General features: G+C 60.5%; 12 protein-coding genes. 3 read left to right on the plus strand and 9 right to left on the minus strand.

Features of this window, described 5'->3' with window-relative positions; translation table 11 throughout:
• Positions 1-95 precede the first annotated feature (95 nt).
• The 3 genes from HWU94_RS08240 to HWU94_RS08250 form a co-directional block, all read right to left on the minus strand.
• Positions 96-1,289, minus strand: coding sequence for a DUF4081 domain-containing GNAT family N-acetyltransferase (locus HWU94_RS08240; protein WP_185173293.1), 1,194 nt, complete (start codon positions 1,287-1,289; stop codon positions 96-98).
• Between the two features lie 21 nt (positions 1,290-1,310).
• Entirely contained in the window at positions 1,311-2,474 is a 1,164-nt protein-coding gene (ispG, locus tag HWU94_RS08245; protein ID WP_185173294.1) for a flavodoxin-dependent (E)-4-hydroxy-3-methylbut-2-enyl-diphosphate synthase, read from the minus strand.
• 272 nt (positions 2,475-2,746) lie between these two features.
• Complete coding sequence (locus HWU94_RS08250; RefSeq protein ID WP_244955937.1) at positions 2,747-4,093, minus strand: RIP metalloprotease; 1,347 nt, start codon at positions 4,091-4,093, stop codon at positions 2,747-2,749.
• 425 nt (positions 4,094-4,518) lie between these two features.
• Between HWU94_RS08250 and HWU94_RS08255 the strand changes: the two genes are divergently transcribed.
• The 3 genes from HWU94_RS08255 to pflA all read left to right on the plus strand — a co-directional run bounded on the left by HWU94_RS08255 (position 4,519) and on the right by pflA (position 7,907).
• On the plus strand, positions 4,519-6,636 hold the full coding sequence (locus tag HWU94_RS08255) for a pyruvate formate lyase family protein (RefSeq protein WP_185173295.1): 2,118 nt from the start codon (positions 4,519-4,521) through the stop codon (positions 6,634-6,636).
• Positions 6,637-6,764: 128 nt separating this feature from the next.
• Positions 6,765-7,016: an autonomous glycyl radical cofactor GrcA2 gene (gene grcA2 / locus HWU94_RS08260; protein WP_083093496.1), complete on the plus strand. Its 252-nt coding sequence runs from the start codon at positions 6,765-6,767 to the stop codon at positions 7,014-7,016.
• 9 nt (positions 7,017-7,025) lie between these two features.
• Positions 7,026-7,907: a pyruvate formate-lyase-activating protein gene (pflA, locus tag HWU94_RS08265; RefSeq protein WP_185173296.1), complete on the plus strand. Its 882-nt coding sequence runs from the start codon at positions 7,026-7,028 to the stop codon at positions 7,905-7,907.
• A gap of 110 nt (positions 7,908-8,017) precedes the next feature.
• On the opposite strand, the gene dxr is transcribed toward pflA, so the two are convergent.
• From dxr to HWU94_RS08295, 6 genes are all read right to left on the minus strand, one after another.
• A complete protein-coding gene (dxr, locus tag HWU94_RS08270; protein WP_185173297.1) occupies positions 8,018-9,322 on the minus strand; it encodes a 1-deoxy-D-xylulose-5-phosphate reductoisomerase in 1,305 nt (434 codons plus the stop codon).
• Positions 9,323-9,326: 4 nt separating this feature from the next.
• On the minus strand, positions 9,327-9,482 hold the full coding sequence (locus tag HWU94_RS08275; RefSeq protein ID WP_185173298.1) for a hypothetical protein: 156 nt from the start codon (positions 9,480-9,482) through the stop codon (positions 9,327-9,329).
• Positions 9,483-9,574: 92 nt separating this feature from the next.
• On the minus strand, positions 9,575-11,413 hold the full coding sequence (locus HWU94_RS08280; protein ID WP_185173299.1) for an ABC transporter ATP-binding protein: 1,839 nt from the start codon (positions 11,411-11,413) through the stop codon (positions 9,575-9,577).
• Positions 11,414-11,600: 187 nt separating this feature from the next.
• Positions 11,601-11,864: a GlsB/YeaQ/YmgE family stress response membrane protein gene (locus HWU94_RS08285; RefSeq protein ID WP_185173300.1), complete on the minus strand. Its 264-nt coding sequence runs from the start codon at positions 11,862-11,864 to the stop codon at positions 11,601-11,603.
• Positions 11,865-12,085: 221 nt separating this feature from the next.
• The gene (locus tag HWU94_RS08290) at positions 12,086-13,708 is read right to left on the minus strand and encodes a cation acetate symporter (protein ID WP_185173301.1); all 1,623 of its coding nucleotides are present in this window, start codon (positions 13,706-13,708) and stop codon (positions 12,086-12,088) included.
• Positions 13,709-13,720: 12 nt separating this feature from the next.
• Entirely contained in the window at positions 13,721-14,092 is a 372-nt protein-coding gene (locus tag HWU94_RS08295; RefSeq protein ID WP_185173302.1) for a DUF485 domain-containing protein, read from the minus strand.
• Positions 14,093-14,198: the final 106 nt, after the last annotated feature.

Raw genomic sequence — 14,198 nt, forward strand, 5'->3', positions numbered from 1 at the left:
GCTCGGCGTTCATGAAAGCGGTGCCCTTGGGCCAGACCAGGGTGCCCCACCCCAGGTGACGGGGCATATGTGACCCCGCTGGGGGATCTATCTGCTTAAAACAGGATGGTTGCGAAGGTTGAGTGCTGCTGCCAGCCCGTTGCTGCGTAGAGGGCGCGAGCGGGGGCGTTGTAGTCATTGACGTAGAGGGAAAGGTGGGGGAAGCGCTGGCGAATGAGGTGGCAGGCTTGGGCCAGGAGCACGGGGGCTAGGCGCTGGCCGCGATAGGCAGGGTGTAGCCATACCCCCTGTAGCTGGCAGGTGGAGTCGTGGGCAAGACCCAGGTCAGTTTTAAAAATGACCACGTTCTCGCTGTTGACGGCCACCAGGGTGCGGCCGGTACGGGTGAGTTCGTCGATACGGCGGGTGTAGCCTGCAGGGTCACGCGTCATGGGGTCATAGCCGACTTCTTCGGTGAACATAGCGACGGACGCCCGCAGCAGGCTGGGTCTGTCATCGGTGCGGGCCCAGCGCACCGGCTCTGTGATGGCGGGAGCCCCGAGGGAGGGGCGGGCCAGGGGGGCGCGGACGAGCTCGCTCAGGTCAGCGGTCACGGGCAGCTCTAGAAGGGGTTGGTTTTCACGCACGTCAAAGGGGGTGGGCATGCGCGAAGCGAGGTGCGACCAGATTCCCATAACCGGTTCGCGGTGGCCAAAGATGGAGCCGATGCGCCGGTTGTGCCGCCAGATATAGGCCGCAACCTGGCGGTAGTGGGCCTCGGGCAGGGTGAGCGGAACGCAGTTAGCTCCCAGCCAGAAGGCCCCCACCAGGCAGTAGCGGGGTTCGGCAGCCACCGAGGTACGCGCGGACGTCGGCACTAGAGTCTCTGCCAGACCGGGCATGGCGGTGCGCGGAGCAGCTGCCTCTTCGGCGAAGTGGGCTCCAGCTGAGGTGGCAACCCTGGCGGTTGCCTTCGCAAAAAGCCCCTCAAGGGTAGATCGCACACGTGTGGGCAGGCGCTCCCCTACGGTTTCGGTGAGGTGTGCAGCCGAGCTGGCGGGGGCGTCCTTTGGTCCCATGTCTCCGGGGACTTCGCGGGGCACAAAGACACCCATGAAACCGTGGGGAGTTTTCAGTGACGTCAGGGCACTAGGGGCTGGTAGGCCGAAGTGGTGCAGGTGCTCGGCAGCAAAGAGAAAGCCCACCGGGTCCGACTCAATCATGGTTTCAAGTTCCGCCCGGTCATCGATGGTAAGGGGGCGGATCAGGGCATCTTCTGCCCCGCGGGAGAAACGTGAAAAGACGGTCACGGTGGGCTTTTCTTCAGCTGCTTAGGAGACTGAGACGGTGGGTTCGCCTGAAAGGTCAATTTCGCCGCGTTCTTCCATCTCGCGGGCGATGCGGTTGGCCTCTTCGATCAGGGTCTGCACGATGTCTTCTTCGGGCACGGTCTTAATAACCTCGCCCTTGACGAAGATCTGGCCCTTGCCGTTGCCAGAAGCTACGCCCAGGTCGGCCTCGCGGGCTTCGCCGGGGCCGTTGACGACGCAGCCCATGACGGCCACGCGCAGGGGCACCTTCATGCCTTCCAGACCCTTGGTGACGTTTTCGGCCAGTTCCCACACGTTCACCTGGGCGCGCCCGCAGGAGGGGCAGGAAACGATATCGAGCTTACGGGGGCGCAGGTTCAGGGACTCAAGAATCTGGGAGCCGACCTTGACCTCTTCAACCGGGGGTGCAGATAGGGAGACGCGGATGGTGTCGCCAATGCCCTCTGAGAGCAGGGCGCCGAAGGCGGTCGCAGACTTAATGGTGCCCTGGAAAGCGGGACCTGCTTCGGTGACGCCCAGGTGCAGGGGCCAGTCGCCGGCGGCAGCTAGCTGGCGGTAGGCCTCAACCATAATGACGGGGTCGTTGTGCTTAACCGAAATCTTGAAGTCCTGGAAGCCGTGCTCCTCAAAGAGGGAGGCCTCCCAGACCGCTGATTCGACGAGCGCCTCGGGGGTGGCCTTACCGTACTTTTCCAGCAGGCGCTTATCGAGCGAACCGGCGTTCACACCGATACGGATCGAGGTGCCGTGATCCTTAGCGGCTGCAGCGATTTCCTTAACCTGGTCATCGAACTTACGGATGTTACCGGGATTCACGCGCACAGCACCGCAGCCGGCTTCGATAGCGGCGAAGACGTACTTGGGCTGGAAGTGAATATCGGCAATAACGGGAATCTGGGACTGCTTAGCGATAATGGGCAGGGCTTCTGCGTCCTTATCGGTGGGGCAGGCAACGCGCACGATATCGCAGCCGGCAGCCGTCAGCTCAGCAATCTGCTGCAGGGTCGCACCAATGTCGTGGGTTTTGGTGGTGGTCATGGACTGCACCGAGATAGGAGATTCTGAGCCAACGCCTACGCTACCGACCTTAAACTGGCGGGTTTTACGGCGCGGAGCCAAAACGGGCGGCGGAGCAGCGGGCATTCCAAGGGCGACCGAGGTCAAATCTTCCTCCAAAGGTTCTTTGGCGGTGCGGTCTTGCGCACCTGTTCAACTATCTATTGTGCCACGCTTCAGCTCAAAGAGCGGTTGAGCTAAAGCACACAAAGGCAGGTAGGACACCCTCGCAGCTGATTGGAATGGATGAGCGAGGGAGGGGCGGGGCAGGATGCCCTCTAGCCGACTAACCTTCTTGAGCTCGCGCTGGGGCGCTCGCTCAATTCATGCCAGACCCAGCCAGTCGGCTGCGAGGGCATCCTGCCCCACATACTCAGCTCCTAGAACACGCTCACCGGCTTGAAGATATCGGCGGCTACCAAAATTACAGTCATCAGTAAGAAGGCACCGGCTACCACATAGGTCAGGGGTAGCAACTTGACGGGGTCGAAGGGGCCGGGGTCGGGCCGTCCCAGCAGCTTGGCGCTCTTGCGGCGGAAGCCCTCCCAGAGGGCGCCCAGAACGTGCCCGCCGTCCAGGGGCAGTAGGGGGATGAGGTTGAAGGCAAAGAGCATGAGGTTCATTTGGGCAACCAGGGACACCAGGGAGGCTGCCTTATCGCGCAGAATAATCTGGTCGTGGGCGGCAATTTCACCGGCGATGCGACCCACACCCACAACTGAGACCGGGCTGTTGGCGTCGCGCTCACCGTTGGTGACCAGGGTGACGGCTACCCCGTAGACGCGGGCGGGCAGCTTGATGAGGGTGGCCCCGATCCGTTGTAGGGACTCCCCTACTGTCGGCAGCACCTCGCCTATGGTTCCGGGGGTTAGTTCACTGGTGGGGCCGATGCCAATGAAGCCGACTTCCTGGGTCTGGTAGCTCCCGTCGGAGTTGGTGAGGTAGGTACCGGTGAGTTCATCGTAGATGGGACGCACGGTCAGCATGGGGGTGATGGTGAGCTCTAGGCTCTGCCCGGCGCGCTCAACAGTGAGGGGCACCTCGGTGTCGGCGTTGGTGCGAATCAGTTCGGTGAGCTGGTCCCAGCTGGTGATGGTCTGCCCGGCGAAAGAGGTAATGGTGTCCCCGGGTTGCAACCCTGCTGCGTTGGCAGGAGATTGGGGGTCTTCGATCCCACACTCGGTGGAGTTAGCGGTGTCGGCGCTGGTGGAATCAACGGTTTGTACGCACTGGGCAACGCTCTGGACGCTGGTGGTCGGCTGGTAGGAGCCAAAGCCGGTCACGAGCACCGCGGTTGCCACCACACCGATGAGAAGGTTCATGAAAGGCCCACCCAGCATAATGATGATGCGCTTATAGACCGGTAGCTGGTAGAAAAGCCTGCCTTGGTCGGCTTCGGTGATGCGCTCGGCGTCCGCTTCCCTTGCCTCGCGGGCAAGCTGCTGGAGGGGGCTGGTGCCGCCGGCGCGTCCGTCCGCCCCGTCTTTGCCGGGCGGGTACATGCCAATCATCGAGATGTAGCCACCTAGGGGCAGGGCCTTGAAGCCGTACTCGGTTTCACCGCGCCGCCAGGAGAAGAGGGTCTTGCCGAACCCGATCATGTACTGGGGTACGCGCACGCCAAAGAGTTTGGCGGGCACCAGGTGCCCCAGCTCGTGCAGGGCGATAGAGGCGGCGATAGCCAGGGCCATCAGCACTACACCGACGATGAAAAGTAGGACGGTCACGCGAGGGTGCTCCTTGTAGATGCGGCGCCCGTGGTGGTTGGGCAGGTCATCTGCCAGGGTACGCCATGGGGCTGGGAGCTGTCGCCTTAGGTGGCCTTGGAGTTTCCCCACAAAGAGGGAGGGTGAGTAGGGCTTTGGGGTGGTTTTTACCTTTACTTTTGGGTCAAAAAGGCCTTTACGTCACAAAGTGTCAAAGAGGGGATTTCTGGAGCCTGATTATAGGCTGCGATAGGTGCTCAGAAAGCAGGAAAGACCCCTCGACATCTGCGATGACCAGTAGAAATGCAAGTCAATTGCACACCGCGGTGTTTTTAAGTATCTACCATACCTATTTTGTTTTACCGGGCAAACTAGGCAGAATAAAAGAAGAAAGCGCGCCACCTCAGCAAAGGTGCCACCCCATCACGTCACGAGGAGCACTCATCATGACTGCACAGGTTGAAGCCCCCACTACGGGAGTCTTTGTCAACGAACAATCCGCCACCGCTTGGGAAGGCTTCACCCCCGGCCCCTGGCAAGACAGCATCGACGTGCGCGGCTTCGTCCTTGCAAACTACACCCCCTACGAAGGCGACGCCGCCTTCCTCGCCGGGCCCACCGACAAGACCCTGCGCGTCTGGGACACCCTCGAAAAGAACTACCTCTCCGTCGAACGCAAAAACCGCGTCTACGACGTAGACACCCACACCCCCGCCGAAATCGACGCCTTCCCCGCAGGCTACATCTCAGACGACGACAACGTCATCGTCGGCCTCCAAACCGACGTGCCTCTCAAGCGCGCCATGATGCCCAACGGCGGCTGGCGCATGGTCGAAACCGCAATCCGCGAAGCCGGTAAAGAACCCGACGAAAACATCAAGAAAATCTTCACCGAATACCGCAAGACCCACAACGACGCAGTCTTCGACATCTACACCCCCCGCATCCGCGCGGCCCGTTCCTCCCACATCATCACCGGCCTACCCGACGCCTACGGCCGCGGCCGCATCATCGGCGACTACCGCCGCGTAGCCCTCTACGGCGTCGACAACCTCATCGCCGACAAAGAACGCGCCAAGCACGCCGTTGCCGATCAAGGCTTCTCAGAGCACTGGGCCCGCTACCGCGAAGAGCACTCCGAACAGATTAAGGCTCTGAAGCGCCTCAAGAAGATGGCTGCCCTCTACGGCTTCGATATCTCCGGCCCGGCTCGCACCGCCCAAGAAGCGGTGCAGTGGACCTACTTCGCCTATCTGGCTTCCGTCAAGTCCCAGGACGGCGCCGCCATGTCCATCGGCCGCCTCTCAGGCTTCCTCGACGTCTACTTCGAACGCGACCTCGCCGCCGGCCTCATTACCGAAACCGACGCCCAGGAAATGATTGACGCCCTCGTCATCAAACTCCGCATCGTCCGCTTCCTACGCACCATCGACTACGACCAGATCTTCTCAGGCGACCCCTACTGGGCCACCTGGTCAGACGGCGGCTTCGCCGACGACGGCCGCACCCTCGTCACCAAAACCTCCTTCCGTCTCCTGCAGACCCTCCGCAACCTAGGCCCCGCCCCCGAACCCAACATCACCATCTTCTGGGACGAAAACCTACCCACCGGCTACAAGGAATTCTGCTCCGCTATCTCCATCGAAACCTCCTCCATCCAATACGAATCAGACCCCCAGATTCGTGAACAGTGGGGCGACGACGTCGCCATCGCCTGCTGCGTCTCCCCCATGAAAATCGGCAAGCAGATGCAGTTCTTCGGCGCCCGCGTCAACGCAGCCAAGGCCCTGCTCTACGCCATCAACGGCGGACGCGACGAAATGACCGGCAAACTCATCGTCGAAGGCTACGAACCCATCAAGGGCGACGGCCCCCTCGACTTCGACGAAGTCTGGCTCAAATACGAAGAAATGCTCGACTGGGTCATCGCCACCTACGTTGAAGCACTCAACATCATCCATTACAGCCACGACAAGTACGCCTACGAATCCATCGAAATGGCCCTCCACGACTCAGACATCATCCGAGCCATGGGCTGCGGCATCGCCGGCCTCTCCATCGTCGCCGACTCCCTCGCCGCCATCAAATACGCCACCGTCACCCCCGTCCGCGACGAAACCGGCCTCATCGTCGACTACATCACCGAAGGCGACTTCCCCGCCTACGGCAACGACGACGACCGCGCCGACGACATCGCAGCCACCATCGTCCACACCGTCATGGAGAAAATCAAGGCCATCCCCCTCTACCGCGACGCCATCCCCACCCAGTCGGTCCTGACCATCACCTCCAACGTGGTCTACGGCAAAGCAACCGGCAACTTCCCTTCCGGCCACCGCGCAGGCACCCCCTTCTCCCCCGGCGCCAACCCCGAAAACGGCATGGACACCCACGGCATGGTCGCCTCCATGCTCTCCGTCGGCAAGCTGGACTACGAAGACGCCCTCGACGGCATCTCCCTGACCAACACCATCACCCCTACCGCCCTCGGCCGCACCAAGGAAGAGCAGGTCACCAACCTGGTCGGAATCTTGGACGCAGGATTCATTCCTGAAGAGGACTAAAACTCAATAAACCCGCAGTAACCCAGGTAGAGGGGCGCCAGCCAGCACCCTAAACGCCAGCCCCGAGCCAGCTGGCTGGCACCTCTCTACCGGGTCTACGACCTCATCTAACTACTAAGGAGAACATCATGGCCGTCAAGACCTACGAAGAGCGCCTCGCTTCCATGAAGGCAAACCGCGCCAACAAGACCGCCCCCAAGGGCCTCTACCACGCCAACATCAACGTCCTCAACCGCGAAACCCTCGAGGACGCCATGGAGAACCCCGACAAGTACCCCAACCTGACCGTCCGCGTCTCGGGCTACGCCGTCAACTTCGTGCGCCTCACTCGCGAGCAGCAGCTTGACGTACTCTCACGCACCTTCCACCACGGAGCCTAGTGATTCTTCATGTCACTTGATATCTCTCACGAGATAACCGATACCGCCGGCGAGCTAGCATTTGCTCCGCCGGCGGACCGGCATTCCGGGGCAGGCACCTGGGGTCTCGGCGAACTCACCGAACTCGAACGCTCCGCCCAACTCAAACTCATGCGCGAAGGGCAGCTCGGCTCCGTCCACTCCTGGGAACTGGTCACCGCCGTCGACGGGCCCGGCACCCGCATGACCATCTTCATGAACGGCTGCCCCCTGCGCTGCCTCTACTGCCACAACCCCGACACCTTCAACATGAAGGACGGCAAACCCGTCATGGCAGCCGACCTCATCAAAAAAATCAAGCGCATGCGCAAGGTCTTCAAAGCCACCGGCGGCGGCATCACCATCTCAGGCGGAGAAGTTCTCATGCAGCGACCCTTCGCCGAGAACATCCTCATGAGCGCCAAATCCCTGGGAATCCATACCTGTATCGACACCTCAGGTTTTCTCGGGGCTCATGCCTCTGACGAGTTCCTCGATAACGTAGATCTGGTGCTGCTCGATGTTAAATCGGGCTCTGAGGAGGTCTACCGGGAGCTCACCGGCCGCGCCTTACAGCCCACCATCGACTTCGGCGACAGGCTCTCAGCCCTGGGTAAGAAAATCTGGATCCGCTTTGTGCTGGTGCCCGGCTACACCGATGCCCCCGACAACATCGAAAAGGTCGCCGACATCGTCTGCCGCTGGCGCAACGTCGTCGAACGCGTTGAGGTACTGCCCTTCCACCAGATGGGCACTGACAAGTGGGAGTCCCTGGGCTACGACTACAAGCTCAAGGATGTCCACCCGCCCAGCAAAGAAGCCACCGAAGCCGCCCGCGACATCTTCCGCGCCCGCGGCCTCACCGTCTTCTAGACTCCATACATCAAACGATGACCCCCTTGTTTCTCTCTTCACCCCATGGATTATCTCAGGGTCAAGAGAGAAACAAGGGGGTCATCTCTATAGATACGCCTATGCGGGATCTAGGCCTGCCCCAGAATCTCGTTGGCGCGGGTGCGGGCCCAGGCTTCCGCCTCCAGCACCCCTTCCAGGGTCAGAGAACCAGATTCGGCCAGGGCCGAAGAATTCGCGTGCTCATCAAGCACCCGCCCGGTCGTCTCAATCATGTCGGTAAAACGAATAGCACCGGCGTGGAAGGCAGCAACCGCCTCCTCATTCGCTGCGTTGAAAACTGCAGGGAAGGTACCGCCCCGCTGGCCCGACCGCTTAATCATCTCCACCGCCGGGAAGGCCTTGTTATCCAGGGGCTCGAAGGTCCACTCGGTAGCCTGCGACCAGTCGCAGGGCTGCGCGATACCCGGAATACGGTGGGGCCAGGTCAGCCCCAAGGCAATGGGCAGCAGCATGGTGGGCGGGGACGCCTGAGCCAGGGTCGAGCCATCCACAAACTGCACCATAGAATGCACCACCGACTGGCGGTGAACCGTCACATCGATGCGGTCCAGGTCAATGCCGAAGAGGTGGTGGGCCTCCAGCACCTCCAGGGCCTTATTGACCATAGAGGCCGAGTTGGTGGTCACCACCAGCCCCATATCCCAGGTGGGGTGGGCTAGAGCCTGCGCCGGGGTGACCTCCCGCAGCTGCTCGTAGGTCATACCCCTAAAGGGCCCGCCCGATGCGGTTAGCACCAGCCGGTCAATCTCCCGGTCGGTGCCCGAAGCCAGGGCCTGGGCCAGAGCAGAATGCTCAGAATCCACCGGAATCATGGGCTGGTCCAGGGGTGACGCGTCAACGGCGGCCTTGACCAGCTCGCCACCGGCAATCAGGGACTCCTTGTTAGCCAGTGCCACCTGGGAGCCTGCCTGCAGGGCAGCCAGGGTGGGTTCCAGACCGATAGAGCCTGTGATGCCGTTGAGCACCACGTCCGCCCCGGCGCGGGCTGCGGCGGTGGCGGCGTCCTTGCCCCACTCGATCTGGGGGCTGTAGCCCGGTGCCAGCTCAGCCAGCAGCGAGCGCAGGGCGGTGGCGTCCGCTTCGGTGCCGCTGGTGGCGACCAGGTGCGGACGCAGGCGGGCGGCCTGCTCTGCCAGCAGGGGCAGGGAGTGGGAGCCTGCTGAGAGGGCAGTGACGCGCACGGGAGCGTCGTCGCTACCGGTGGAGGTTCCTGCCAGGGAGTTGAGGTGGTCGATGACCTGCACGCCCTGGGTGCCGATGGACCCGGTGGAGCCGAGCAGGGTGACCGTCCGCCCGCCGTGCAGGAAGTCTGCTAGCTGGTCGGTAAGTTGATCGAGGGAGGCGCCGAAGCGCTGAGTTGAGCCAAATCGCATGATTCTATTTTCCGGTAAGGTGTCGGGCCGGTCCTAGCAAAATCGTCCAGGAGCGACGGGCGGGATCGGTTGTCAGGTAGCGGTAGCCCCAGAAGGCGAAGTGACTGGCGGTGGCAAGGGCGAGCCCACCGGCTAAGGTGGTGAGGGTGCTTTTCTTCATACCTTAAGTTTTACACCCCGGTAGGTACCATCTAGGTCAGAAAAACCCACCTAGTTGATGGTCATTTCTGACCTAGATGGTACCTACCCCTTTTAGCCGACGATGTCGAAGCTCTGCAGCTTCTTCTTGCTAGCCTTACCGCCGCTGTTCTGCAGGCCCAGCAATTCGGCGTAGATACCATCGGAGGCCGCCAGCTCGGCAGGGCTGCCCACCTCGTCGATACGCCCCTCCTTGAGGGTGACGATACGGTCTACCGTTGCGATGGTCGAGAGACGGTGGGCAATGATGAGGGAGGTTCGGCCCTCCATCAGCTCTTCCAGGCCTTTCTGTACAGCCCGCTCGGCCTTGGTGTCCAGGGCGCTGGTAGCCTCGTCAAGAATTAGAATCGGAGCGTCCTTGAGCATGGCCCGGGCAATAGCGATACGCTGTTTCTGGCCGCCCGAGAGCTTCAGGCCGCGCTCACCGATGAGCGACTCGTAGCCGTCCGCAAACTTCGAGATGAAATCATGGGCGTTCGCCTTAATGGCAGCCTCGATGATTTGCTCCCGGGTAGCGTCGGGGCGGCCGTAGGCAATATTCTCGGCAATGGTACCCGAGAAGAGTGAGGCGTCCTGGAAGACCATGCCAATCAGCGAGCGCACCTGCGCCAGGTCGCTGCCGGCAATATCCATGCCATCAACCAGCACCCGGCCCTCGCGCGGGTCATAGAGACCTTCGAGTAGGGCCATGAGGGTCGACTTACCCCCGCCGGACTCCCCCACAAAGGCAATACGCTCACCGCGCTTCACCGCCAGATTAATCCCGTGCAGCACATCTGATTCGCCCTCATAGCCGAAGGTCACGCCCTCAAAGCGGACGAGTTCGGCCCCGGGTTCAGCGGTGATGCTGGCGGCAGCGGCTTTAGTAGCGGAATCCGGACGCACCCCGGCAGCCCCGGCGGTAATGGCCAGGGCCCGGGCGTCTGACTGCCGTTCCATAACCTCGAAGTAGTCCTTAGAACCGGCAATAGCGCGCTGGGCTGTATCGACGATCCAGGAGAGCGAATTGATGGGAGCTACCGCCATGGCCAGAAGCTGAATGAGCAGCACCATTTCGCCGATGGTGAAGTCCCCGGCCAGGGTGCGCAGGAAAATCAGCAGGTAGAGGGCGAAGAAGATGAGGTTGAGGAAGGACAGGCGGGCAACGTCCATAGCGTGCCAGAACTTAGACTGGGCGCGGGTGAGCCCGATGGTCTTTTCAAAACGACCACCGAAATCAGTGAGTTCTCGGCGCTCGCGGCCGAAGGACTTCACCACGCGAATCTGCCCGATAACTTCGGCAAAGCGGCCGGACGCAATGTCGATGTTCTCGTTCTTCTCGCCTTCCCAGACCTGCCATTTTTCGCTGGTTTTGCTGGTGAGCCAGAAGTAGACCGGGAAGATAATAATGAGCAGCAAACCCAGAGGCCAGTAGTAGATGGAGCTAATCACAATCACCGAGACCGTGGTGAGCACCAGGGAGATGAAGGTGTTGCTCATGGTCTTCACGAAGTTGGTGACTTCGGTGATGGAGCGGTTGAGCCGGGCGATAATGGTGCCGGTCAGCTCGGTATCGAAGTAGGACAGGGGCAGGGAGAGCAGTTTCTCGTAGTAGCGCACCGACAGGATGGTGCGCATGCGCTGACTCATCACATCACCGATGTAGCCGCCGATGTTGGTGGTCAGCACGCTCACCAGCTGGGCTGCCAGGTAGGCAACCGCGAACCAGGCGATGGCTGTGCCGGTGGTGGGGGCTGAGCCGTTCAGGTGCCCTACGACGGCATCGGTTGCCCCTGAAATAATGAAGGGGGCCAGCAGGGAGGTTGCGCTGGTGAGCACCGCACAGATGATGATTCCCACGAAGTAGGGCCACAGCTCTTGAGTGGCTCTAACGATTCTGGCGATACTTTTCATGAAAATCCCTACCTGCCGGTGTTCTTGTGGTGCCCCACTACCCTACCGCCAGCGTCCGCCCACATGGTTGAGGGAGCGGTGTTCTTTTGCCCACGCGGGTAGCACAAAGCCCCGGCGGGTGTCTTGTCCTTGGGTAAGGACGGACGCCCGCCGGGGCTTAGAGACTAAAGGGCTAGGCCGCTAGGGCTTAGGCCTTGTTCTTGGTGATGGCACCGTAGATCCAGAGGACCAGCAGGGAACCTACAACGGCGGTGAAGAGGGTGCCGATGCTGAAGCTCTGAATGCCGTCTGACAGGCCGGGGATGAAGCTACCGATAAAGCCACCGAGAAGCGCACCTACGATACCGAGAACCATGGTGACCAGGATGCCGCCACCCTGCTTACCGGGCATAATCAGCTTTGCGAGGGCACCAGCAATGAGACCAAGAACGATCCAACCGAAAATTGACATGTTTTCCTTCTTTCATAGGGTTACGGGGGTGAGCACGAATTGTTCAGTGTACTTCTAGTTTATATCAAATTCCAAGATAAAGCTAAGCAAGCTACGAGTGTGCTGGCTTACCATTTCCCCGTATTACGCCCTCGACCCCACATAGAAACCCCCACCACCGACAAACCCTGCTATGGGTTGCCAGCAGTGGGGGTTTACAGCAAGCGCAAGCCTACCGGCTCTTAGTGGTCGATAGCTCCTTCAGCTCCAACGCCGGTAAGAGAGCGGACTTCCATCTCAGCCTGCTTAATTTCGTCTTCCTTATCGCCACCGAGTGAACCCAGGAAGCCCAGCAGGAAGGCTGCAGGAATCGCTACGATACCGGGGTTAGCCAGGGGGAACCAGGCAAAGTCAGCACCGGGAATCATAGCGGCCTCAGAACCGGACATCACCGGGGAGAAGATAATCAGGATCACCGAGATGCCCAGACCGCCGTACATAGACCACAGGGCACCGCGGGTCTTGAAGCCCTTCCAGAAGAGGGAGTAAACGATGGTGGGCAGGTTAGCCGAGGCAGCTACCGCGAAAGCCAGAGCCACCAGGAAGGCTACGTTCTGCCCCTGAGCGCCGATGCCACCTGCAATGGACAGCAGGCCAATAACAACCACGGTGGTTTTTGCTACGCGGATTTCCTTGGCAGGATCAGCATTGCCCTTGCAGATAACGTTAGTGTAGATATCGTGGGCGAAGGAGGCGGACGCGGTAATCGCCAGACCCGCCACCACGGCCAGGATGGTTGCGAAAGCAACCGCCGCGATAACACCCATCAGCAGGGAACCACCCAGCTCGAAGGCCAGCAAGGGGGCTGCCGAGTTGACGCCGCCGGGGGCCGCCTTGATAGCGTCCGCACCCACCAGAGCTGCAGCGCCGAAGCCGAGCACCAGGGTGAAGAGGTAGAAGAGGCCGATCAGCACAATAGCCCAGACCACCGACTTACGAGCTTCCTTAGCTGTGGGAACGGTGTAGAAGCGCATCAGAACGTGAGGCAGGCCAGCTGCACCAAAGACCAGAGCCAGGGAGAGAGAGATAAAGTCCAGCTTGGTCAGATCATTCAGACCGTATTTGAGACCGGGCTCCAAAATGGCCGGGTTACCGGAGGTTTCAACCGCCGAGCCGAGCATCGCGGAGAAGTTGAAGCCGTAGATTGCCAGAATCCAGATGGTCATAATAGCAACACCAGAAACCAGCAGAACAGCCTTAATAATCTGCACCCAGGTAGTGCCCTTCATACCGCCGATGAGCACGTACACAATCATGAGTACGCCCACGATGATGATGACCAGTGACTGGCCAGCCTTGGAGCTAATACCCATCAGCAGGGAGACCAGGGCACCCGCACCGGCCATCTGGGCCAGCAGGTAGAAGAGGGTAACTGCCAGGGTTGAGATACAGGCAGCAATTCGGACGGGGCGTTGGCGCAGACGGAAGGAGAGCACATCCGCCATGGTGAACTTACCGGTATTACGCAGGGGCTCAGCTACCAACAGCAGCGCTACCAGCCAAGCAACCAGGAAGCCAATCGAGTAGAGGAAGCCGTCATACCCCTGCAGGGCAATAGCACCCACAATACCCAGGAAGGAGGCAGCCGAGAGGTAGTCACCCGCGATAGCAAGACCATTTTGGGTACCGCTAAAGGATCGCCCACCGGCGTAGTAATCTGCCGCGGTCTTATTGTTCTTAGAGGCGCGAAGCACCACCACCATGGTGGCCAAAACGAAAGCCCCGAAAACTGCCATGTTCACCCAGGGGGTGCCCACGGTCTGAGTGCTAGCTTCAGCAGCCAGCAGAGTTCCTGTTGACGTCATGAGATTCACCCCTTAGTGAGTCTTATGGGCGTAGTGCCCTGATTCAATGTCAGCGCGAAGGCTGCTTGCGCGCGGGTCAAGCTTCTTGTTTGCAAAAGCCACATACCAGCCGGTGATGGTGAACGTGGTGACAAACTGCAAAAGACCGAAGATGATGCCGATATTAACGTTGCCCAGCACCTTGGTCGACATGAACCCGGGGGCATACACCGCCAGAATCACGTAGAGCAGGTACCAAACAAGGAAGGCCACGGTCATAGGAAAGACGAAGGACCTGCGGGTTGTGCGAAGCTCTTTAAACTCACCGCTATTCTGGGCGGCCCGGAAGTCAACGTGCTCAGCGTCAATAACGGGCTGGTGAGACTCAGGTGATGTGTGTGCCATCACTACCTCCTTTGTGTAACTGAACACACATTAGCCTGTTATCTGCATTACACACAAGTCTCTAGATTAAAAAGTGCGGACCACCTGAATATTTCAGGTGATCCGC

The sequence above is a fragment of the Rothia nasimurium genome (assembly GCF_014217215.1).
GTDB lineage: Bacteria > Actinomycetota > Actinomycetes > Actinomycetales > Micrococcaceae > Rothia > Rothia avistercoris.

Excerpts from the sequence above, each read along its gene's own strand:
- HWU94_RS08280 (WP_185173299.1), bottom strand. The coding sequence starts at position 11,413 with ATGAAAAGTATCGCCAGAATCGTTAGAGCCACTCAAGAGCTGTGGCCC.
- HWU94_RS08285 (WP_185173300.1), bottom strand. The coding sequence starts at position 11,864 with ATGTCAATTTTCGGTTGGATCGTTCTTGGTCTCATTGCTGGTGCCCTC.
- dxr (WP_185173297.1), bottom strand. The coding sequence starts at position 9,322 with ATGCGATTTGGCTCAACTCAGCGCTTCGGCGCCTCCCTCGATCAACTT.
- pflA (WP_185173296.1), top strand. The coding sequence starts at position 7,026 with ATGTCACTTGATATCTCTCACGAGATAACCGATACCGCCGGCGAGCTA.
- HWU94_RS08255 (WP_185173295.1), top strand. The coding sequence starts at position 4,519 with ATGACTGCACAGGTTGAAGCCCCCACTACGGGAGTCTTTGTCAACGAA.
- HWU94_RS08275 (WP_185173298.1), bottom strand. The coding sequence starts at position 9,482 with ATGAAGAAAAGCACCCTCACCACCTTAGCCGGTGGGCTCGCCCTTGCC.
- grcA2 (WP_083093496.1), top strand. The coding sequence starts at position 6,765 with ATGGCCGTCAAGACCTACGAAGAGCGCCTCGCTTCCATGAAGGCAAAC.
- HWU94_RS08290 (WP_185173301.1), bottom strand. The coding sequence starts at position 13,708 with ATGACGTCAACAGGAACTCTGCTGGCTGCTGAAGCTAGCACTCAGACC.
- HWU94_RS08295 (WP_185173302.1), bottom strand. The coding sequence starts at position 14,092 with ATGGCACACACATCACCTGAGTCTCACCAGCCCGTTATTGACGCTGAG.